This window comes from Arthrobacter sp. 05T423 (assembly GCF_056396245.1).
The window spans coordinates 1-18971 of sequence record NZ_JBFTLC010000026.1 but is presented as its reverse complement, the minus strand read 5'-3'; the positions used below and the strand labels follow the sequence as shown (position 1 = coordinate 18971).

Genomic DNA, 18971 nt, shown 5'->3' with positions numbered 1-18971 from the left:
CTCGCGGGTCGTTCTTCAGATGCATCAGCGTGTGGGCCGCCTACTGTCCAGGCGTTCGGCGGGGATTGCGCCGGTCCTGCGTGAGCGGGTCACTTCCCAAGGGGTCGTCGGCCGGCTGCTTCCCGCGCAGCGGATCGTCCGCCATCCGGGTATCCGACTGTGGTGTCTCGGCCAGCTGACCGGAAGCCAAGGGGTTGGGGTCCTGGGCCGGTTCGCCGCTGTGGGGGCTCGCCGCCGCCTGTTCGGGACCGGCGCTGTCAGCACCGGCGGCCGGGGGAGTGCCTGCGGCCTGCAGCCGTTGGTTTTCCGTCATGGTTGATCCCTCTCCAGCATGTCGGGCTGCCGAGTACTACCGGCAACCCCTCGCACTAAAATAGTAAGCATGGTTACTATTAGATAGTAAGTACCCTGATCGCTGCTAGTTCAATCGGCCGCATGCCCAACAGCCTGACCCGGGGCGCAAGTGGCCGGACAGCGGAAAATGACGTGCTGGAAAAGAGAAAGGTGGATCCACGATGGACCCAACTGCCTGGATTTGGATCGTCGTTGTAATCGTCATCATCGCGATTGTCGTGGTGCTTCTGATGTCCAGCCGCAAGCGCCGCGAGGCGTTCCGGCAGAAGCGCGATGAGCAGAACCGCCAGCATGCCGCCGAAATCCGCAGGAAGGCGGAGAACGCTGACCTTGAGGCGCGCGAAAACGAAGCCCGGGCCATGCATGCCAAGGCCGATGCCGAGAAGGCCCAGGTCGAGGCCGCACGGCTCCGCCAGGAGGCCGAGCAGCGGCAGTCCGCTGCCCAGGACTTCCGGACGGATGCCGAGAAGCACCAGTACAAGGCGAACGCGCTGGACCCTGATGTGGACGCGGACGGCAACCGCCGCGACGATGCGCGGGGCATGGGTGAGCGGGAGGGGGCTGCCCAGGACATGGGCTCGCGAGATGACGTGCGGGCGGATGATGCGCCCGACGTTAATGGCCGCCCGGATGCCGACGCGGCCACGGATGCTACCCGGCGGGACACGCCGCGGGAATAGCCGACGTCGGCTGCTGACGCCCGATCGAGTCAAGGCCCGACACAAATCAACCCCTAGGTAATCAGTGCCTTAGCGCCGGCGGGCGAGGCCTAGGAGGCTTCGCCGCGGTTCGAGCGGCGGAGACCCCTGCACGCCGGCGCCTTTCCCCATGCCGTCAATCACCTCGCGGATGGCCTCCAGCGACGACGTTTGCGGCTCCCAGCCAAGCTCGCTCCGGATCCGGCGCGTGTCCATGATCGGCGCGCCGGCCGCCATCTCCACCCATCCCGAATCTGTTTGCTGCAGCCGCAGCCGCCAAGTGGCGCCAACAAAGTCGTGCATCGCGCGGACCGGGACCGGCAGGACCCTCTTGGCGGAAAAGAGCCCGGCCAGGTTTTGCGGCGTGATCACCGGCTCGGCCGCCACATTGAAGGCTCCGCTGGCCCTGCCCTCGAGTACGCGCCAGTACGCGTCCGCAACGTCGTCGGCATGCACCGCCTGGAAGACCAGCTCTTCCGGAATCGGCAGTATTGGCAACGCCGGCCGGCGCGGAACGAAGCGTGGGTGAACCCAGCCCAGGAAGTACCTCCCGATTTCGCTGCCGGCCTTGGCCTGGAAGATGAGCCCGGGGCGCAGCCTGGCCACGGCAACCGAAGGATTCTCCACCGCGAACCTGTCCAACAGCCTTTCCTGCTCGGCCTTATGCCGGCTGTAATGTGAGCCCTCCATGCCGCCGGCAGGCCAGGTCTCGTCCACGCGGCGGTCCTTGGGCGCCTTGCTGTAGGCCCCAACCGAGGAGGCGCAGACAATATGGCCCACTCCAGCTTCCCTGGCGGCCGCCAGCATGTTCGCCGTGCCGGTGACATTCGTGCGGTGCAGCAGTTGGAGGTCGCGGTTCGGCTGGATCTGCCAGGCCAGGTGCACCACCGCGTCGGCACCGGTGAAGGCCCTGGCCAGGTCCTGCACCGCACCCTCTGCGCCCACGTCCAGGGCGTGCCAGTCGACGCCGGTATAAGGCTGCTGCGACGTGTCCGGCATGCGGCGGCTGATGCCCACCAGCTCCAGCCCGTCCCGGTGTTCCTGCCTGGCCTTCTGTAACCTGCGCAGGAGTGCCGTCCCTGCATTGCCGCTGGCGCCCGTGATCGCTATACGCATGGGATGCTCTTCCTCGTTGCCGTGGAACGTTCCGGCCAGGACGTCCGACGACGGGCCCTGGCCGTGGTGCTTGGTTCGAGCCTAGCGCCTCGAACCATTGTGTAATAAGCACGCTTATGATTTCCTTCTTCTAAGTCTTGCCGCAGGCTTTCTCGACCTCCCCATCGAAGGAACCCCCGACAATGCCAGAAACCCCGCCCTCCCTGTCCCTGACCGGCAACAGTCACGCAGAATCCCAGCAAGCGCCCTCGTTAGCGCCCCAGACGGGGCGGCTGCACGACGCCTTCCAGAACCAGCTGGTGCTCAATTACCTGGACCTCGCGGAGTCGCTCGCCTCGCGTTATGCAGCCCGCGGAAGGGAGCGCTCAGACCTGGTGCAGGTTGCCTATCTGGGACTCGTCAAGGCTGCCCGTCGCTTCGATGAGGAAAAGGGCGAAAGTTTCCCTGCTTATGCCGCCCCCACCATCAGCGGCGAACTCAAGCGCTTTCTGCGGGACCGGTGCTGGACCGTCCGGCCGCCGCGGCACATCCAGGATGTCCGGACGCAGCTCCTGCATACCGCCCCTGACCTGGCCCAGTCGCTGGGGCATGTTCCCTCGGCGCAGGAGCTCGCCAGCGAACTGGGCGTCACGCAGGCTGACGTCCGGGAGGCCCAGGCAGCAGGCAGCAGCATGCATCCCGACTCGCTGGACAGCCCCGATCCCTGGGGCGGACCGACGATGGGCGAGGGGCTTGTCTCACAGGACCAGCCGCTTGAGCACCTTGAGGAACTCGTGTGCCTCAATGAGGCCATCCAGGAACTGGAGCCTGACGACCGGGAGATGCTGTACCGGCGGTACTACCGCGAGGAGACCCAGGTAGAGCTGGGCAAACGGTTCGGCATCTCCCAGATGCAGGTCTCCCGGCGCCTCTCCCGGATCCTGGTCTGGCTGCAGCACCGGCTGCTCGACGAGGAGGACCAGAACTCAGACGGGGCCACCGGGGAGCGGGCCACTGGAGCCAGGGCCCGCGCGGATCAGGCGAGCGGGAGCTGCGCGACGGCCGCCAAAACATCCTGCACCGAAACGGCCAGCAGCGCCGGGTCCGGGGTGGCCGCGAACGTGTCGCCGCGGCGCGCCTGAGCGTCTGTCAGCACAATGTGAGGCCCCGACGGCGGCCCCCAGACCTCTGCAGGGGCCGGACCGAAAAGCACCACCGAGGGCCGGGAATAGGCGGAGGCGAGGTGCGCCGCACCGGTGTCGGCTGACACCACCAGCCGGGCCTCCGCAATGGCTGCCATGAATTCGGCCAGCCGCAGCCGCCCCGCCAGAACGCACTCCTCCGGGAGCCGCGCCAGCCGTGCAACGTCGAGTGCCCGCTGCCGTTCCGCAGGGCTGCCGGTGAACACCACCCGGTGACCATCCTCCGTGAGGGCGCGTGCCACTTCGGCAAACCGGTCTTCGGGCCACAGCCGGCTGCCGTACGCGGCACCGACGTGCAGCACCGTGGCGTCCGGGCAGGGGCTGGGAACGGCGGGCGGGAGGAGACGGAAATCGTCCGGTTCGGCGTCGATGCCGTGCCACTGCAGCAGCCTGGTCCAGCGCTCGCGCTCATGGATTTCCTCCAGCCAGGCCGGTCCAGGCCGTTCGGACGTCCGGTGGCCAACGATGGTCCTGGGCCGGACGGCGGCGAGCCGGGCCTCGCTCTCGGGTCCGCTGCCGTGCAGGTTCACGGCGATGTCCACCGTGCCTGCCTCGACGGGAATCGGAACGTCCAGGCCATGGGTCGGGAGCAGTTCGTAGCCGCCCACCAACTCCAGGGCATCTTCTAGCCAGTCCTGGGCCGCGTAGAGCAGGCGGTGCCCGGGATATGCGCGACGCAGGGCCCGGAGCGCCGGCACGGCAACCAGCAGGTCACCAAGCTTCAGTGCCCGCAGCACCAGCAGGACCGGTTGTTCGTGCTTGCCGTTTGATGCTTCCACTGCCGTCCTTCCGCTCCTTGGGTTGGCTCTGCTGGACCGCCTGTCGAGGAGTCTAGCCGAGAAGAAGTGTGCGGCGGGTTGTTTAGGTCCCGGCCGCTCGGGGAACGGAGGGGGTATGGCTAGCAACGCTCCTTCGCTCAAGGCTGTGCTGTTCGACCGGGACGGCACCCTCGTGGTTGACGTGCCGTACAACGGGGATCCGCGGCGGGTTGAGCCGTACCCGGGTGCGCGGAAAGTCCTCGATCAAGTGCGCAGCCGAGGACTGGCCACCGGCGTCCTGAGCAACCAGTCCGGCATCGCCCGGGGCCTGTTGACGGCAGCGGAAGTCAATAGCGTGAACGCGCGGGTGGAGGACCTGCTGGGTCCCTTTGACATCTGGGAAGTCTGCCCGCACGGGGCCGGGGACGGCTGCCTGTGCCGTAAGCCGGCCCCGGGCATGATCCACAGCGCCTGCCGGCGTCTGGGCATCGAGCCGTCGGAGGCGGCCTTCATCGGTGACATCGGCAGCGACGTCGAGGCCGCCGCGGCTGCCGGTGCTCGGGGCGTCCTGGTTCCCACTCCGCAGACCCGGGCCGAGGAAATTGACGCCGCCCGCGAGGTTGCCGCGGACCTCGAGCAGGCGGTCACCCTGCTGCTCCAGGGACCGGCATGAGCAGGGTCCTTGTGGCCCGGTTGGACAGCGTCGGTGACGTCCTCCTGGCGGGCCCGGCAGTCCGGGCCGTGGCGAACGGGCGGCGGGCCGACGGCGGCAGCTCCAACGACGTCGTCGTGCTTTGCGGCCCCCAGGGCCACGCGGCAGCCTCGCTGCTGCCCAACGTTGCGGACGTTTTTGCCTGGGACACCCCGTGGATCAGCAATCCCGCCCCTCAAGTGACCGGCCCCCATCTGGACTCGCTGGTGAACTTTGTCCGGAACTCCCGCATCACAGAATCGGTCATCCTCACCTCCTTCCACCAGTCGCCGCTTCCCCTGGCTCTCCTGTTGCGGCTGGCCGGCGTGGAGCGCATCACCGGGGCCTCCACCGACTATGCGGGCTCGCTCCTGGACGTCCGGCTGAAACCCGGCGAGGACTTTCCTGAGGACCAGCCGGAGGCCGTGCGGGCTCTGGGCATCGCCCGGGCTGCGGGCTTCCAGCTGAAGACGGGCGACGACGGAAAGCTCATGGTCAAGGACGCACCAAACATCCGGCACCTGGTGGGGGACGGCCCCTACGTGGTGGTCCATCCAGGGGCAACGGTCCCTGCCCGGGCCTGGCCTCCGCTCCACCATGCTGCGGCCGTGGAACTGCTGGAGGGCGCCGGCCACCGGGTGGTGGTAACCGGCGGACCGGGGGAGACTGCCCTCACGGCAACGGTGGCCGGCCCCTCCGCCATCGATCTGGGCGGCCGGACGGACCTGTCGACGCTGTCCGGTGTCCTGGCCAACGCGGACGCTGTGGTCACCGGAAACACCGGCCCCGCACACCTGGCCGCCGCCGTCGGAACGCCGGTGGTGAGCCTGTTCTCGCCTGTTGTTCCGGCCGTCCGCTGGGCACCGTACGGCGTCCCGCTGGAACTGCTGGGAGACCAGAACGCGCCGTGCCGGCTCAGCCGTGCACGCATCTGTCCGGTACCGGGACATCCCTGCCTGAGCTCCGTCTCGCCGGAACAGGTGGTGGAAGCGGTCGAACGCCTGCTGAGCGGTGTCTCCTCGCTCAGCACACGGAGAAAGGTCCGGAAACAATGAGAATCCTGCTCTGGCACGTCCACGGCTCGTGGACGGACGCCTTCGTCCGCGGCAGGCACGAATACCTGCTGCCTGTGCTTCCCGGCGGCGGCCCCTGGGGCCTGGGCCGGGCTGGCCGGGACTGGCCCGCTTCCGTGCGGGAGGCCGCCCTCGCGGAGCTGGACGCCGGCAGCATTGACGCCGTCGTGCTCCAGCGGCCGGACGAAGCCGCAGAAGTGACGCGCGTCCTGGGCCGCCGGCCCGGCGTCGATCTTCCCGCTGTGTACGTGGAACACAACACCCCCAAGGGCGATGTTCCCTTCACCGTGCATCCGCTCGGCGAGCAGCGCGGCATCCCGATCGTCCATGTGACCCACTTCAACGAGCTGTTCTGGGACAGCGGCCGGGCACCGACCAAGGTCATCGAGCACGGCATCGCGGACCCCGGCCACCTCTACACAGGCGAGGTTCCGGAGCTGGGCGTCGTGGTCAACGAACCGGTGCGCCGCGGACGCGTGACCGGCACGGACCTGCTGCCCCGCTTCGCCACCGCAGCCCCGCTTCAGGTCTTCGGCATGGGGGGCGACGGGCTGGCCGAGGCCACCGGCATCCCGGCGCCCCGCCTCACCGTCCGGGGCGATCTGAAAACCGCGGAGCTCCACCGTGAGTTGGCCCGCTGCCGTGCCTACCTCCACCCGCTCCGTTGGACCTCGTTGGGGCTGGCGCTGCTGGAGGCCATGCACCTGGGCATGCCGGTCCTGGCGCTGGCAACCACCGAGGCGTCACGGGCCGTCCCGCCCGAGGCGGGCTGCATCTCCACCGACGTGGAAGAACTGCGCCGGTGTGCCCGTCTTCTGGTCAATGATCCGGAGGAGGCCCTACGGCGGGGCAAGGCTGCGCGGGAGGCCGCGCTTGAGCGCTACGGGCTTAAGCGTTTCCTGGCGGACTGGGACGAGGTGCTGGCGGATCTGGTGCCGGCGGGACCGGAGCTTTCAGGACCGGGACTGGAGCTTTCAGGACAGGGCGGCATGCCAAGGGGGAAGTCTTCGGAGGGAGTGGCATCGGAGGGTGCAGCTTTGAAGGGGTCCGGACCGGATGCCCTGTCCGCGGCGCGAGAAGGGAATGCACATTGAAGATCTCAATGATTTCGGAACACGCCAGTCCTTTGGCCGCGCTCGGCGGAGTGGATGCGGGCGGCCAGAACGTCCACGTCGCCGCCCTGTCGTCGGCCCTGGCCCGGCGGGGACACCGGGTGACGGTGTACACGAGGCGCGACGCAGCGGACCTGCCAACGAGGGTGCGGGTGCATCCCCGGCTCGAGGTGGTCCACGTGGATGCCGGGCCGGCCGAACATGTGCCCAAGGACGAACTGCTCCCCTTCATGGGTGCGCTGGCGGACGGGGTGGTCCAGGACTGGGGTGACTCGCCGCCGCACGTGGTGCACGGCCACTTCTGGATGTCCGGCGTAGCCGCGCTAAACGCTGCCCGCCGGGAGCCGGGCGGTTTCCGGGTTCCCGTGGTGCAGACCTTCCACGCACTGGGCACGGTCAAGCGCCGACACCAAGGCGCCGCCGACACGAGCCCGGCAGAGAGGCGCTTCCTTGAACCGTCCGTGGGCCGGTCCGCTGACCGCATCGTGGCCACGTGCTCCGACGAGGTCTTCGAGTTGAGGGCGATGGGGATTGACACGCGACGGGTTTCCATCGCTCCCTGCGGGGTGGACCTGGACCTCTTCTCCAGCGATGGCCCGGCCGACGCCCCTGCCCGTTCGCACCGGATCCTGTCCGTGGGCCGGCTGGTTCCGCGCAAGGGCGTGGACCTGGTGATCCGCGCGCTGCCGTACCTGCTGAAGGCGGGGTTCGACGACGTCGAGCTGCTGATCGTGGGTGGCGGGGCGGACGCGGGCGGCCAGGAGCCTGAGGCGCGCCGGCTGCTGGACCTCGCCCGGGACCTCGGTGTGGCGGGCCATGTGGAGCTTCGGGGCCAGGTGCCCAGGGAGGCGATGCCCGGAATTTTCAGAAGTGCGGATGCCGTGGTCTGCACTCCCTGGTACGAGCCCTTCGGCATTGTTCCCCTGGAGGCCATGGCCTGCGGTGTTCCGGTGGTCGCCGCTGCGGTGGGAGGACTGACGGACAGCGTGGTGGACCGCGGAACCGGCCTGCACGTCCCGCCAAAGGACCCCGAAGCCATTGCGGAGGCTGTCGGCACGCTGCTGGACAGCCCGGACGTTCGCGCGAAACTCGGACGGGCCGGCGAGCGGCGGGCGAAGGCCCGCTACTCCTGGAACAGGGTGGCCGCCGAAACGGAAAAGGCCTATCAACTGGCAATCGCCGGCACCGCGGAGGCCGGAAGCCTGGAACCGATGGAAGGAGCGGCACTGTGACTCCGGAATCCCTTCGGGAGGCTGAGCTTCCTGCCCTGCACCGGGTTGGTATTTCCTCCCCGGACACGCTCGCCACCCGCGTCCCGGCCGGGCCTGAGGCGAGTGCGGGCTCGCGGGAGGCAGTGCGGACCCACCTGGAAAACGTCCTGCCCGCCCTGCGGTCCCTGGAAAGCCAGGCCGACAGGCTGGCCGGCTGGGGCGTGGAGCTGGCCCAGCGCCTGCTCAGCGGACAGAAGCTGCTCGCTGCTGGGAACGGCGGGTCCGCGGCCGAAGCGCAGCACCTGACCGCGGAGCTCGTGGGCAGGTTCGACGGCGAGCGGATGCCCTTTTCCGCGATCTCCCTGCATGCGGAAAGTTCGGCGGTCACGGCCATAGCCAATGACTACGGCTACGCAGAGCTCTTCGCTCGGCAGGTCCGCGCCCACGGCAGGTCGGGGGACATCCTCGTGCTGCTGTCCACGAGCGGCCAGAGCCCCAACCTGCTCCGTGCCGCCGAGGCGGCGGCCAGGCTGAACGTGACCACGTGGGCCCTGACCGGGCCTGCGCCCAACCCGCTGGCGTCCTGCTGCGATGATGCCGTGGCGATCGATGCCATCTCGGCCAATGCGCAGGAGGGACACCTGATTGCACTGCACGCCATGTGTCGGGCCTTTGAAGCCGAGGTGGACCGCAGGGGCCAGGGCAGTCCCGGGCCGGAGGCTGATCGCGGATGAGGATTACAGTGGTGGGCGACGTTTTGCTGGACGTGGACCTTTCCGGTGAGGCAACACGGCTGTGCCCGGACGCGCCGGTGCCGGTGGTGGACGTTTCCGACGTCCGGCGCCGCGCCGGCGGAGCCGGACTTGTGGCCCGGATGCTGGCGCAGGACGGCCACCGGGTCACCCTGGTGACCGTGCTTTCCGACGACGACGCCTCCCTGGCCCTGGAACGCGCGCTCGCCGGGGTTCGGGTTGTCTCCGGGCCCTCCGGCGTGAGAACGCCTGTGAAGACCCGGGTCCGGGCGGGCCGCCAGCCGGTGGTGCGGGTGGATGAGGGGTGCGAGCGGCCGGCGGTGCCGGCGGCCACCGCAGGCATGCTCCGCGCGCTGGACCAGGCCGGGGTGATCATCGTGGCCGACTACGGCAGAGGGGTTGCCGCTAATCCGGAGATCCGGGGGTTGCTCGAGGCCCGCGCCGCCGACATTCCTATTGTGTGGGACCCGCACCCCTCCGGCGCCGTGCCGGTGCCCGGCGTGGCCGTGGTGACCCCCAATCTGTCCGAGGCCGCCAAGGCCGCTGGTTCCGGCAGCGGAACGCCTGCGGCGGTTGCCGCCGTCGGCAACGCCGTAGGCAAAACACTGCTGGACCGCTGGCAATGCCAGGCGGTCCTCGTGACCATGGGGGAGCAGGGCGGCCTGCTGTCCGGGCGCGACACGCCACCCGTGACCATACCGGCCCCTCCCACCGAGGTCACCGATCCCTGCGGCGCCGGCGACCGGCTCGCAGCCAGCCTGGCCGTGCACCTGGCGGAGGGCCGAAGCCTCAGAGACGCCGCGGAACTCGCGATCAACGAGGCCGCCGCCTTCCTCGGCGCCGGCGGAGTGGCCTCCCTGCCGGACCGCCACCGGCCAGTCTGGCACCACATCCGCGAGGAGGACGCCGTCGGCCTTGCCCGGCGGGTGCGCGCCGGCGGCGGAACCGTCGTGGCCACCGGAGGCTGCTTCGACCTGCTGCATGCCGGCCATGCCCGCACGCTGGCGGCCGCCAGGGACCTCGGCGACTGCCTGATCGTGTGCCTGAACTCGGACGAGTCGGTGCGCCGGATCAAGGGCGAGCAGCGGCCCATCGTGAGCCAGCAGGACCGGGCCGAGCTCCTGCTGGCACTCGAGTGCGTGGACGCCGTCCTGGTTTTCGGGGAAGACACCCCGGAGGCCTGCCTGGAAACGCTGCGGCCGGACATCTGGGTGAAGGGCGGCGACTACCGTGCCGCAGAGCTGCCCGAGGCCGGCCTGGTCGAGAGCTGGGGAGGGCGCTGCATGACGGTGCCGTTCCACCAGGCCCGGTCCACGTCCGTCCTCGCGGACGCCCTGGCAAAGGTCAGCTGAACCGCATCACGATCTTGTATTAGACCCGAATGAAAGGAACACCATGACTGAATCGACTATCCGGCCCGGCCGGGTCCTGGTAACCGGCGGTGCCTCCGGACTGGGGGCAGCCGTCGTCGACGCCGTGCTGAAAGCCGGGGGAACCCCCGTGGTGCTTGACCGGGACATCCGGAATGTGGCCGCGGCGAAGGCGTTCGAGGTGGACGTCTCGGACCGCATTGCCGTGACCGAAGCTGTCCGGCAGGCAGCCGAGACCCTGGACGGGCTGGATGCCGTGGTCACCGCTGCCGGGATTGACCGGTGCGGAAAGCTGGAAGACGTGGCAGCGGATGAATGGGAACGCGTCATCGGCGTCAACCTGATGGGCACGGTGTCAGTGGTCCGCGCGGCCCTTCCGTACCTGAAGGAGTCCCGCGGAAGGGTGGTCACCATCGCGTCCACTCTGGGCAAACGGGCCCTGCCGGAGGCCACCGCCTACTGCGCCTCAAAATTCGCGGTGGTGGGTTTCAGCCATTCGCTGGCGGCCGAAACCGGCGGCGAGATCGGCGTGACCACCATGATTCCCGGCGGCATGAAGACGCGCTTCTTCGACGACCGCGCCGAGCAGTACAAACCGCAGGACGACTCACGACTGAACGATCCCGGCAATGTGGCTCAGGCGATTCTGTTCGTGCTGTCCCAGCCCACCGGCTGCGAGGTCCGCGAAATGCTTATTTGCCATGAGGAAGAGGGTTCGTGGCCGTGAGTTGGAGGACATCCTCGTAGACTTCCGCGGGTTCGACGGCCTTCACGGTGGACTCGTCATGGGGGCACCGTGGGGCCGTCCACCCGACCTGGGTGACGTCCACGCCGCACACCGGGCAGCGCGTGACCCAGCCGAGATGGACCCGGTGCATGCTCCGGCCCAGCGGGGCAGCGTTGATGGCGTTGCCCGCCCAGTAAACGCCCACCGTGGGGGTGCCAAGGGCCTGGGCCAGGTGGCGCGGACCGCTGTCGTTAGCCACCACCACGGCGCTCCGCGCCAGCAGCGCGGCAAGCCCGCCGAGGCTGAGTTTTCCGGCCAGTGACTGTACAGCCGGCCGCGACTGCACGGCCGGCAGTGCCGTGCCGGACCCGCCTGTACTCGACTGGTCTGGCTGGGAATGTTCGACGGTGAGTTCAACCACCGTCTCGGCCAGCTCCTTTTCGCTGCTGTCGCCCACCACAAAAACCCGGAAGCCGTCGCCGGCCGCCTTGCGGGCCACCGCGGCAAAGCGCTCGGCCGGCCAGCGGCGGCGCGGGTCCGTCGCACCCGGGTGGATCACCAGCACGCGCTGATGCCCGGGTCCGCCGTCGGCCTGTGGGCTGCCGTCGCCCTGCCGGGCCCCGGCATCGGCCAGCCCAGCCCGGACATTCTCAAATGGCAGCTCCTGCTCGAGCTGCTGGCCAAACTCCGGCAGCGCCTCGAGCCTGGATTCCAGCTCACGGGGAGGTGCCCCGGCGAATCCAGCAACCTCGAGGGCCCGGAGCGGCTCGTGCTGGTAGTAAACGTAGGGCACGGTCCGCTCCAGCGCGGTGGCGTCCGGGGTTCTGGTGCCCACGGTGTGGCGGGCTCCGAGGCGGAGCAGGAAGGGATTTGAGTAGCGGCCGCCGCCATGGAGCTGGACGGCCAGGTCAAAGTTCTTGGCGCGCATCGCGGAAAAGAACCGTTCCAGTTCGTCGTCGTCTTCCGGCCCCGGGCGGACCCCCTCGGAAAACGGCAAGATCACCGTCTCATCCACCGGCCCCGCTACCTGGGACAGAAGCTCAGCCTGCACCGGCGTGCACAGCAGGGTGACGCTGGCGCCAGGATAGGCGGCCTTCAAAGCTGCCACCGCCGGGAGCGCAAACATCAGGTCACCCAGCCCGCCGCCGCGGAGAACGGCGATGCGGGAGACACCGCTGAAGGGTTCCAAAACCGGGCCGATTCCTTGCCCCGTGATGCGTGCTCCGCCGAAGTCGGCGTTGAAGAGTTCCATGGTGTCAGCCCTCTCGGCTCCGGACCTTTCAGGTCGGGATGGGTTCAGGTCGGGATGGGTTCAGTGGAGCCACCCTACGGTGCATCGGCCCAGTATTGCCACCTCAGGATGCCCGGGCCGCGAGTTCCCTGCCCACCCGATACAACCCGGCCCGCGGGCTCGGAAAACTCCTGCCGTCTGAGCGTGTAAAGCCTTCGAAGCTGGGGTACGGATCACCTCAGAGAGGGCGGGAACGGACGCCCGGCAACACTGAGCAGCATGCCAAGGACCAGTGTCTTAAGAGCAGTGTCTTGAGGCCAGCGTCTGGAGACCCAGCGCCTGTAGCCCCGGTGCACAGGCCATCCCAGTGAGGAGCCACATGCAATCGACCATCGCCAGCGAGCTGGCCAACGCGGAAGATACGCTCACCATCCTGAACCCCCGAAGCGGGGAAACCGTCGGCGGCCTTCCCGTCGCCGGCGCAGACGATGTGGCAGGTGCCGTGGCGGCTGCCCGCGCCGCCCAGCCCGGCTGGGCTGCCACGCGCCCGGGGGAGCGTGGCAAGCAGTTGCGCGAGGCCGCCCGGGCGCTCGAGGCAGCCGCCGCCGGGCTTGCTGAACTGAACGCGCAGGAGACAGGCCGGCCGGTGGACGAGGCCCTGGCCGGCATTGCCGCCGGTGTCTCCACGCTGGAGCAGTATGCAGAGCTCGGACCCTTACACCGCGGGCACAGCCTGCGCGGCAACGTGCTCGCAGCGGACTACACCGTCGCCGAGCCCCGCGGCGTGGCTGTCCTGCTGACCCCGTGGAACGATCCCGTCGCGGTGGCCTGCGGGCTCATCGGCGCCGCCCTGGTCACCGGGAACACCGCCATTCATAAACCGAGCGAGCGCTGCCCGCACCTGGGAAGGCTGTTGGGGGAGGCGCTGGCGCCGGCATTTCCGCCCGACGTGCTGGTCACGCTGACCGGCGGGGCCGGCGTCGGGATCCTCCTGACGCAGCAGCCGGACGTTGATATGTTCGCCCACGTCGGTTCCAGCGCAACAGGTGACCTGATTGCGCGGGCGGCTGTGCTGACGGGCGCCCACGTCATCCGGGAAAACGGCGGGAACGATCCGCTGCTGGTGGATGCGGACGTGGATCCCGGCTGGGCCGCGGAACAGGCGGCGATCGGGGCCTTCAGCAACAGCGGACAAATCTGCACATCGGTTGAGCGGATCTACGTCCACCGGTCCATCGCCGAACCGTTTTGCCAGGCGCTCGCCGGCCAGGCCCGGGACCGGAACACTCAACATCGGCTTGCGCCCCTCGTGGACACCAGGATGCGGGACACCGTCCACCGGCACGTGGCCGAGGCGCTGCAGCTGGGCGCCGGGGCGCTGGAGGGCGGCGAGGTCCCGGACGGGCCCGGAGCCTTCTATCCGGCGACGGTCCTCGTGGACTGCACCGACACCATGGACGTCATGGCCGAGGAAACGTTCGGCCCGGTGGCCCCGGTTCGCGTGGTGGACAGCTTCGAGGAAGGGCTCGCCCTTGCGGCGGCCGGCCGATACGGACTGGCCGCAACAGTCCTGACCGGCAGCATCGCCCACGCCCAGCAGGCCATCGCCACGTTGCAGGTGGGGACGGTTAAGGTCAACGAGGTGTTCGGTGGCGCACCGGGCGGGGCCGCGCAGCCCCGCGGCGAGAGCGGTCACGGGTTTGGCTACGGTCCCGAGCTCCTGGACGAATTCACCCGGGTCAAGGTAGTGCACATCGCTGCGCCGCCAGCCAATGAAACCCAAGGGGAAGCGTCGTGACGGCCCCGGCACCCGGCGTCGGGGGACTCCCGGCGGACGACGGCACCTCCCAGCTTTCCAAACCGGAGAGTTTGGAACCCCGGCTTTCGGAGCCCCAGCTTTCCGAACCGGTGCTTTCCCAACAGCGTGGCCTTGCGGCGTGGCTGCCCCGGCGGCTGGCCCAGGAACGGCCTGCCGTTACTGTGGTTGGCGACTTCATGCTCGACGGCTGGTGGACCGGCACGATCGACAGGATGTGCCGCGAGGCCCCGGCTCCGGTGGTGGACATCGCCCGCCGCAACTTTGCCCCCGGCGGTGCCGCCAACACGGCCATGAATTTGGCTGCCCTGGGTGCGAGCGTGAGCGTGGCAGGAATCATCGGGACGGACGACGCCGGTGCGGAACTTAGGCGTCAGCTGGTCGCCGCGGGCGTGGATACCAGCTTGCTCTCGGGGCACCCGGACATGGTCACCACCACCAAGATCCGGATCAGCAGCGGCGGCCAGGTTCTCCTGCGCTTCGACGACTCCGCGGCAGCTGTTCCGCCCGACGCCCTGGCGACGTTCGAAGCGGCGGTTCCCGCCGCCGTCGGACGCCGGAATGCGGTGGTGATCTGCGACTACGGAACGGGTGTCCTCGCGGAACCGGTCCGCCGCCGGCTGATCGAATCCCTTGCCCGGCGCGGACAGGACACCCTTGTGGTGGTGGACGCGCACGATCCCCGTCCGTGGGCGCCGCTTGGGCCGGACCTGGTCACGCCCAACGCGCAGGAGGCGGCCAGGATGCTGGACCTCCGGCTCGGCAGCGGGCCCGAACGCGCCGCGGTGGTGACGAAGCACGGCGGCGAGCTGCTGCAGGCGACGGGGGCACGCGCCGTCGTGGTCACGCTGGACCGGGACGGAACGGTTCTCATCCCGGCGGCCGGAAACCCGCACCGGACATGGGCACGGCCCGCCACCGAGAAGCAGGCCTCCGGCGCGGGTGACACGTTCGTGGCGGCATTGACCCTCGCCCGTGCCGCCGCGCTGCCGCTGACGGCCAGCCTGGACCTGGCGCAGGCGGCCGCGGATGTGGTGGTCCACCATCCCGGGACGTCGGTCTGCGGTACGGACGAGCTGGGCCGCTACCTGGAAAGCTTCGCTGACACCGCCCTGGCGGCCGATGAACTGGAGAGGCATATCCGTGCCCACCGCAGCGACGGGCAGCGCGTGGTGCTGACCAACGGCTGCTTCGACGTCCTGCACCGCGGGCATACGCGCTACCTGAACCAGGCCAAGCAGCTCGGCGACATCCTGGTGGTGGCGCTCAACAGCGACGACTCCGTCCGGAAGCTCAAGGGGCCGGACCGTCCCATCAACAGCGTGGCGGACCGCGCAGCCGTGATTGCCGCCTTGAGCTGCGTGGACTACGTGACCGTCTTCGATACCCCGACGCCGATTCCCCTGATCGAACAGTTGCGGCCCGAAATCTACGCCAAGGGCGGCGACTACACCCCGGAGATGCTGGCCGAAACCGGGGCCGTGGAGGCCTACGGCGGCACGGTCACGATCCTCGACTATGTGGCTGAACGTCCCACCACGGCCATGGTCCAGCGCATCCGCAACGGCGAGGGAGCGCCCGTGCCGGAAGCGTAGACGCGCTGCCGGGGCGGGGAGCGAGATCAAGGGCGCCCCGCGGTCAACTAGGCTTAAAGCATGACGGAAGCGGCGGGGAACTGATGGCACGGCGCATCAAGCCAGGTGGGAAGCCAGGAGCCAAAGCGGCCACCAAATCAGGAGGCAGAAAAGGCGCCGCAGCCGCCGCGGACGTGCTGGAAGTATCCAGGGGAGCGCGTCCTGGTGGACCCGTTGAGGGCGTCTACTACATCGACACCGGCGACTGCGAGCTCATCGCCGACCAGGACAACTCCACCGGCTGGCTCCTGCGCATCAACGGCGTGATGAGTTCGCACATCGACCTTGCCGATCCGTTGTTCCTCGACTTCGAATACATGCGCTGGATGTCCGCGCTCATCGAGTCCCGCTGGCCACCGGAAACCAAGCCCAGGCTGCGGGGTCTGCATTTGGGCGGCGGAGCGTGCTCGCTTGCCCGCTACTTCCACGCCGCCTATCCGGACGCGCGGCAGGTGGTGGTGGAACTGGACGGGAAGCTTGCCGAATACGTCCGCGGCTGGTTCGACCTTCCCAAGGCCCCGTTGCTGCGGCTGCGCGTCGGCGAGGCCCGCGCCGTGACGGAAACCCTCACCCCGGACACCCGCGACTTCATTATCCGGGACGTCTTCGCTGGCGCGGTGACGCCCTCACCGCTGACCACGGCCGAGTTCAACGGGCACGTGCGCCGGGTGCTCGCCCCCGGCGGTATCTATGTGGTGAATTCGGGGGACGGCCCGGACCTGAAGAATGCCCGTGAGGATGCGGCCACCATCGCGGCCGCGTTCGAGCACACCATCATCATTGCGGACCCTGCCATGCTGAAGGGGCGCCGCTACGGCAACATGGTGATGGCCGGCAGTGACCAGCCGTTCGACGACGATCCGCAGCTCGCGCGCCGGCTCCTGGGCGGGGCAGTCCCCGCCCACATGTGGAACGATGCCAAGGTGCGGGCCTTCGCCGCCGGGGCCCGGGTGCGCCACGACCGCGGGCCGCGTGCAGAGACCAAACCCAGGATGGACGCCCCGCCGCCCGCAGATCCCGGGCCGTCTACTGAGCCCGCAACAATCGCCGACCCCGGGTCTTCCCTTCAGTCGGCGGCTGAGCCGCCGCGTCCCTGACCCAGCAGCCACTCCCGGTGCGCCGTGGTTTGTTCACGCAGCGCCGTCACCACTGCGGCGACGGCGGGGCGGCGCATCGAGTCGGGGCGCAGCACCATCCAGTAGGGCAGCCGTTCGGCGATGTTCACGGGCAGCAGGCGCACCAGGTCCTCGTGCCGGTCGGCCATGAAACAAGGGAGAAACCCGACGCCGGCTCCGGCCCGGGTGGCCTCGACGTGCACGAACACGTTGGTGGAGCTGACGCTGTCGCGCATGGCCGGCACCAGCCGCCGCGGTGCATCGAGGTCGTCCACCTGCAGCATGGAGTCCACGAAGTACACGAGCGGATGCGCCGTCAGGGCCTCCACCGACTCCGGCATCCCGTTGGCCTCGATGTAGGCGCGGGAGGCGTACATGCCGAGCTCGTATTCGCCCAGCCGGAACGCCTCGGCCCGGTGCACCTGGGGCTCGCCCACCACCACCTCGATGTCCAGTCCCGAGCGCTGCTGGAGCGCCCGGCGCGTGACGGTGACGATCTCCACGCTGAGCCCCGGGTGGTCCCGGCGCAACCGCGCCACCGCCGGCGCCGCGATATAGGCGCTGAAGCCGTCGGTCGCCGTCATTCGTACGACGCCGGTGATCGGGTCAGGCGGGCGGCCTGACGGTCCCAGCGCGCGCACCGCGGTTTCCACCTGCTCAGCAACCAGCACAGCCTGGGCGCCGAGCTCCGTCAGCTCCCAGCCCCCGGAAGCCCGGGCGAGGACCCTGCCGCCCAGGGCTTTTTCCAAAGCGGCGATCCGGCGTGAAACGGTGGTGTGGTTTAGTCCAAGGACCTGCGCCGCAGCGGTGAATTTTGCCGAACGGGAGACGGCGAGCAGCACCAGCAGGTCATCCGGGTTGGCATCCATATCTGCAATTTTGCACGAATCGAGTGCCTGATTAGTTATTGAACCGCATTGCTTCTGCAGGAATACTCGGTGAATCGGAAGTGCTGCACGTGTTGGAAGTGAACGGCGTGGCGGCGCGTGTCAGCGTGGACACTTGGAGGAGCAGACTGTGGACGCACAAGGTCCGGACGTGGAAAAGAACCTGACCGGCCGCAAGGCCCTGGTCACCGGCGGCGCCAGTGGGATCGGCGCTGCGTGCGTACGGGAACTGGCCGCACGGGGAGCGAAGGTGGTGGTGGCCGACGTCGATGAAGCCGGTGCCGCGGCCCTCGCCGATGAGGTGGGCGGCACGGCCTGGGCCGTTGACCTCCTGGACGTGGAGGCGCTGGCCGCTCTGAGCCTGGACTGCGACATCCTGGTGAACAACGCCGGCATCCAGCGCATCAGCCCGATCGAGGACTTCGATCCCGTGGCGTTCCGGCGGATCCTGGCGCTCATGCTGGAGGCGCCCTTCCTGCTGATCCGTGCCGCGCTGCCGCACATGTACGCCAACGGCTTCGGACGCATCATCAACCTGTCGTCGGTGCATGGCCTCCGGGCTTCCCCCTTCAAGAGCGCCTATGTCTCGGCAAAGCACGGTCTTGAGGGGCTGAGCAAGGTGACAGCGCTTGAGGGCGGCGAGCACGGCGTCACGTCGAACTGCATCAACCCTGGCTATGTGCGCACACCGCTGGTGGAGAAGCAGATCGCGGACCAGGCGCGTGTCCACGGTATTCCGGAGGCGGAGGTCCTGGCGAAGGTGATGCTCACGGAGTCCGCCGTGAAACGGTTGGTGGAACCCGAAGAGGTGGCCTCGCTGGTCGCCTGGCTGTCCTCCAACGCCGCCGGAATGGTCACCGGGGCCAGCTACACGATGGACGGGGGCTGGTCTGCCCGGTGAGCCTGTTAGCCCCGATTTTTCATAGTCGTGCGTGAGGGTCGCTGCGTTGAGTGGCTGGTTGATCGGTGGTTGTTTTCTGTTTTCGGGCAGTCTGGTGTGGCCCGTTGGTTCGCCTCGGGCTTGGCGCCGGTTCCACATCCGGTTGTGTGCTGGTCGTCGGGACACGATCAGCCGGGGCTCAGCCGGGAGCGGGCAGGAGTTGTTTGAGGCGGCCGGTGTTCTCCAGCAGCAGTTTCAGAAGGTCCCTTTCTGGGGCTGATTCCGGCAGCAACAGTTGGTTCCGGCGGGCGCGGGTGATGATTTTCCCGGCAATGGAGAACACCCGGTAGCGCCAGCGTTTGATG

The 18971-nt window shown here is 68.8% G+C and carries 18 protein-coding genes and 1 pseudogene; 13 read left to right on the top strand and 6 right to left on the bottom strand.

The annotated features are described in order from the left end of the window. Positions 1–40: 40 nt before the first annotated feature. Positions 41–313, bottom strand: a complete 273-nt coding sequence (locus AC1DFE_RS17345) for a hypothetical protein (RefSeq protein ID WP_476907116.1) — start codon at positions 311–313, stop codon at positions 41–43. Between the two features lie 202 nt (positions 314–515). On the opposite strand from AC1DFE_RS17345, the gene AC1DFE_RS17340 reads away from it, so the two are divergent. Beyond that, positions 516–1034 (top strand): hypothetical protein, encoded by a 519-nt coding sequence (locus AC1DFE_RS17340; protein ID WP_476907115.1) that lies wholly within the window; start codon positions 516–518, stop codon positions 1032–1034. A gap of 69 nt (positions 1035–1103) precedes the next feature. Here the strand turns inward: AC1DFE_RS17340 and AC1DFE_RS17335 are convergent, their stop codons facing one another. Further along, on the bottom strand, positions 1104–2168 hold the full coding sequence (locus tag AC1DFE_RS17335) for an NAD-dependent epimerase/dehydratase family protein (RefSeq protein WP_476907114.1): 1065 nt from the start codon (positions 2166–2168) through the stop codon (positions 1104–1106). Between the two features lie 182 nt (positions 2169–2350). Between AC1DFE_RS17335 and AC1DFE_RS17330 the strand changes: the two genes are divergently transcribed. Next, the gene (locus AC1DFE_RS17330; RefSeq protein WP_476907113.1) at positions 2351–3289 is read left to right on the top strand and encodes a sigma-70 family RNA polymerase sigma factor; all 939 of its coding nucleotides are present in this window, start codon (positions 2351–2353) and stop codon (positions 3287–3289) included. Here AC1DFE_RS17330 and AC1DFE_RS17325 read toward each other — a convergent pair. Next, complete coding sequence (locus tag AC1DFE_RS17325; RefSeq protein WP_476907112.1) at positions 3184–4128, bottom strand: glycosyltransferase family 9 protein; 945 nt, start codon at positions 4126–4128, stop codon at positions 3184–3186. The two genes, AC1DFE_RS17330 and AC1DFE_RS17325, sit on opposite strands and share 106 nt — an antisense overlap. Before the next feature lie 115 nt (positions 4129–4243). On the opposite strand from AC1DFE_RS17325, the gene AC1DFE_RS17320 reads away from it, so the two are divergent. Genes AC1DFE_RS17320 through AC1DFE_RS17290 form a run of 7 tightly spaced genes read left to right on the top strand, consistent with a single transcriptional unit; the run spans position 4244 to position 11043 of the window. Continuing rightward, positions 4244–4780, top strand: coding sequence for a D-glycero-alpha-D-manno-heptose-1,7-bisphosphate 7-phosphatase (locus AC1DFE_RS17320; RefSeq protein ID WP_476907111.1), 537 nt, complete (start codon positions 4244–4246; stop codon positions 4778–4780). Continuing rightward, positions 4777–5853, top strand: a complete 1077-nt coding sequence (locus tag AC1DFE_RS17315) for a glycosyltransferase family 9 protein (RefSeq protein ID WP_476907110.1) — start codon at positions 4777–4779, stop codon at positions 5851–5853. Before AC1DFE_RS17320 ends, AC1DFE_RS17315 begins: the two co-directional genes overlap by 4 nt. Next, positions 5850–6965 carry a glycosyltransferase gene (locus AC1DFE_RS17310; protein WP_476907109.1) on the top strand — a complete coding sequence of 372 codons (1116 nt, stop codon included), beginning with the start codon at positions 5850–5852 and terminating at the stop codon, positions 6963–6965. Before AC1DFE_RS17315 ends, AC1DFE_RS17310 begins: the two co-directional genes overlap by 4 nt. Beyond that, the gene (locus AC1DFE_RS17305) at positions 6962–8215 is read left to right on the top strand and encodes a glycosyltransferase (RefSeq protein ID WP_476907108.1); all 1254 of its coding nucleotides are present in this window, start codon (positions 6962–6964) and stop codon (positions 8213–8215) included. The genes AC1DFE_RS17310 and AC1DFE_RS17305 overlap by 4 nt, the downstream gene beginning before the upstream one ends. A gap of 50 nt (positions 8216–8265) precedes the next feature. Beyond that, on the top strand, positions 8266–8928 hold the full coding sequence (locus AC1DFE_RS17300) for a D-sedoheptulose-7-phosphate isomerase (RefSeq protein WP_476907170.1): 663 nt from the start codon (positions 8266–8268) through the stop codon (positions 8926–8928). After that, positions 8925–10298, top strand: a complete 1374-nt coding sequence (locus AC1DFE_RS17295) for a PfkB family carbohydrate kinase (protein WP_476907107.1) — start codon at positions 8925–8927, stop codon at positions 10296–10298. Before AC1DFE_RS17300 ends, AC1DFE_RS17295 begins: the two co-directional genes overlap by 4 nt. A 43-nt stretch (positions 10299–10341) precedes the next feature. Next, positions 10342–11043 carry an SDR family oxidoreductase gene (locus AC1DFE_RS17290; RefSeq protein ID WP_476907106.1) on the top strand — a complete coding sequence of 234 codons (702 nt, stop codon included), beginning with the start codon at positions 10342–10344 and terminating at the stop codon, positions 11041–11043. Here the strand turns inward: AC1DFE_RS17290 and AC1DFE_RS17285 are convergent. Continuing rightward, positions 11009–12295: a glycosyltransferase family 9 protein gene (locus tag AC1DFE_RS17285; protein ID WP_476907105.1), complete on the bottom strand. Its 1287-nt coding sequence runs from the start codon at positions 12293–12295 to the stop codon at positions 11009–11011. The genes AC1DFE_RS17290 and AC1DFE_RS17285 overlap by 35 nt on opposite strands. A 358-nt stretch (positions 12296–12653) precedes the next feature. On the opposite strand from AC1DFE_RS17285, the gene AC1DFE_RS17280 reads away from it, so the two are divergent. The 3 genes from AC1DFE_RS17280 to AC1DFE_RS17270 all read left to right on the top strand — a co-directional run bounded on the left by AC1DFE_RS17280 (position 12654) and on the right by AC1DFE_RS17270 (position 16821). Further along, on the top strand, positions 12654–14072 hold the full coding sequence (locus AC1DFE_RS17280) for an aldehyde dehydrogenase family protein (RefSeq protein ID WP_476907104.1): 1419 nt from the start codon (positions 12654–12656) through the stop codon (positions 14070–14072). A 110-nt stretch (positions 14073–14182) separates the two neighbouring features. Beyond that, a complete protein-coding gene (gene rfaE2 / locus AC1DFE_RS17275) occupies positions 14183–15685 on the top strand; it encodes a D-glycero-beta-D-manno-heptose 1-phosphate adenylyltransferase (RefSeq protein ID WP_476907169.1) in 1503 nt (500 codons plus the stop codon). 83 nt (positions 15686–15768) lie between these two features. Next, positions 15769–16821, top strand: a complete 1053-nt coding sequence (locus tag AC1DFE_RS17270) for a spermidine synthase (RefSeq protein WP_476907103.1) — start codon at positions 15769–15771, stop codon at positions 16819–16821. Here the strand turns inward: AC1DFE_RS17270 and AC1DFE_RS17265 are convergent. Beyond that, on the bottom strand, positions 16791–17708 hold the full coding sequence (locus AC1DFE_RS17265; protein ID WP_476907102.1) for a LysR family transcriptional regulator: 918 nt from the start codon (positions 17706–17708) through the stop codon (positions 16791–16793). The genes AC1DFE_RS17270 and AC1DFE_RS17265 overlap by 31 nt on opposite strands. Before the next feature lie 169 nt (positions 17709–17877). Here AC1DFE_RS17265 and AC1DFE_RS17260 point away from each other — a divergent pair, with 169 nt between their 5' ends. Then, positions 17878–18627, top strand: a complete 750-nt coding sequence (locus tag AC1DFE_RS17260; protein ID WP_476907168.1) for a 3-hydroxybutyrate dehydrogenase — start codon at positions 17878–17880, stop codon at positions 18625–18627. Positions 18628–18805: 178 nt separating this feature from the next. Here AC1DFE_RS17260 and AC1DFE_RS17255 read toward each other — a convergent pair. After that, positions 18806–18971: pseudogene (locus tag AC1DFE_RS17255) on the bottom strand (IS1380 family transposase); the annotation flags it as partial.

Coding starts and splice junctions, on each gene's coding strand:
- AC1DFE_RS17265 (WP_476907102.1), bottom strand. CDS start 17,708: ATGGATGCCAACCCGGATGACCTGCTGGTGCTGCTCGCCGTCTCCCGT.
- AC1DFE_RS17310 (WP_476907109.1), top strand. CDS start 5,850: ATGAGAATCCTGCTCTGGCACGTCCACGGCTCGTGGACGGACGCCTTC.
- AC1DFE_RS17330 (WP_476907113.1), top strand. CDS start 2,351: ATGCCAGAAACCCCGCCCTCCCTGTCCCTGACCGGCAACAGTCACGCA.
- AC1DFE_RS17335 (WP_476907114.1), bottom strand. CDS start 2,168: ATGCGTATAGCGATCACGGGCGCCAGCGGCAATGCAGGGACGGCACTC.
- AC1DFE_RS17340 (WP_476907115.1), top strand. CDS start 516: ATGGACCCAACTGCCTGGATTTGGATCGTCGTTGTAATCGTCATCATC.
- AC1DFE_RS17320 (WP_476907111.1), top strand. CDS start 4,244: ATGGCTAGCAACGCTCCTTCGCTCAAGGCTGTGCTGTTCGACCGGGAC.
- AC1DFE_RS17290 (WP_476907106.1), top strand. CDS start 10,342: ATGACTGAATCGACTATCCGGCCCGGCCGGGTCCTGGTAACCGGCGGT.
- AC1DFE_RS17280 (WP_476907104.1), top strand. CDS start 12,654: ATGCAATCGACCATCGCCAGCGAGCTGGCCAACGCGGAAGATACGCTC.
- AC1DFE_RS17285 (WP_476907105.1), bottom strand. CDS start 12,295: ATGGAACTCTTCAACGCCGACTTCGGCGGAGCACGCATCACGGGGCAA.
- AC1DFE_RS17295 (WP_476907107.1), top strand. CDS start 8,925: ATGAGGATTACAGTGGTGGGCGACGTTTTGCTGGACGTGGACCTTTCC.
- AC1DFE_RS17315 (WP_476907110.1), top strand. CDS start 4,777: ATGAGCAGGGTCCTTGTGGCCCGGTTGGACAGCGTCGGTGACGTCCTC.
- AC1DFE_RS17270 (WP_476907103.1), top strand. CDS start 15,769: ATGGCACGGCGCATCAAGCCAGGTGGGAAGCCAGGAGCCAAAGCGGCC.
- AC1DFE_RS17345 (WP_476907116.1), bottom strand. CDS start 313: ATGACGGAAAACCAACGGCTGCAGGCCGCAGGCACTCCCCCGGCCGCC.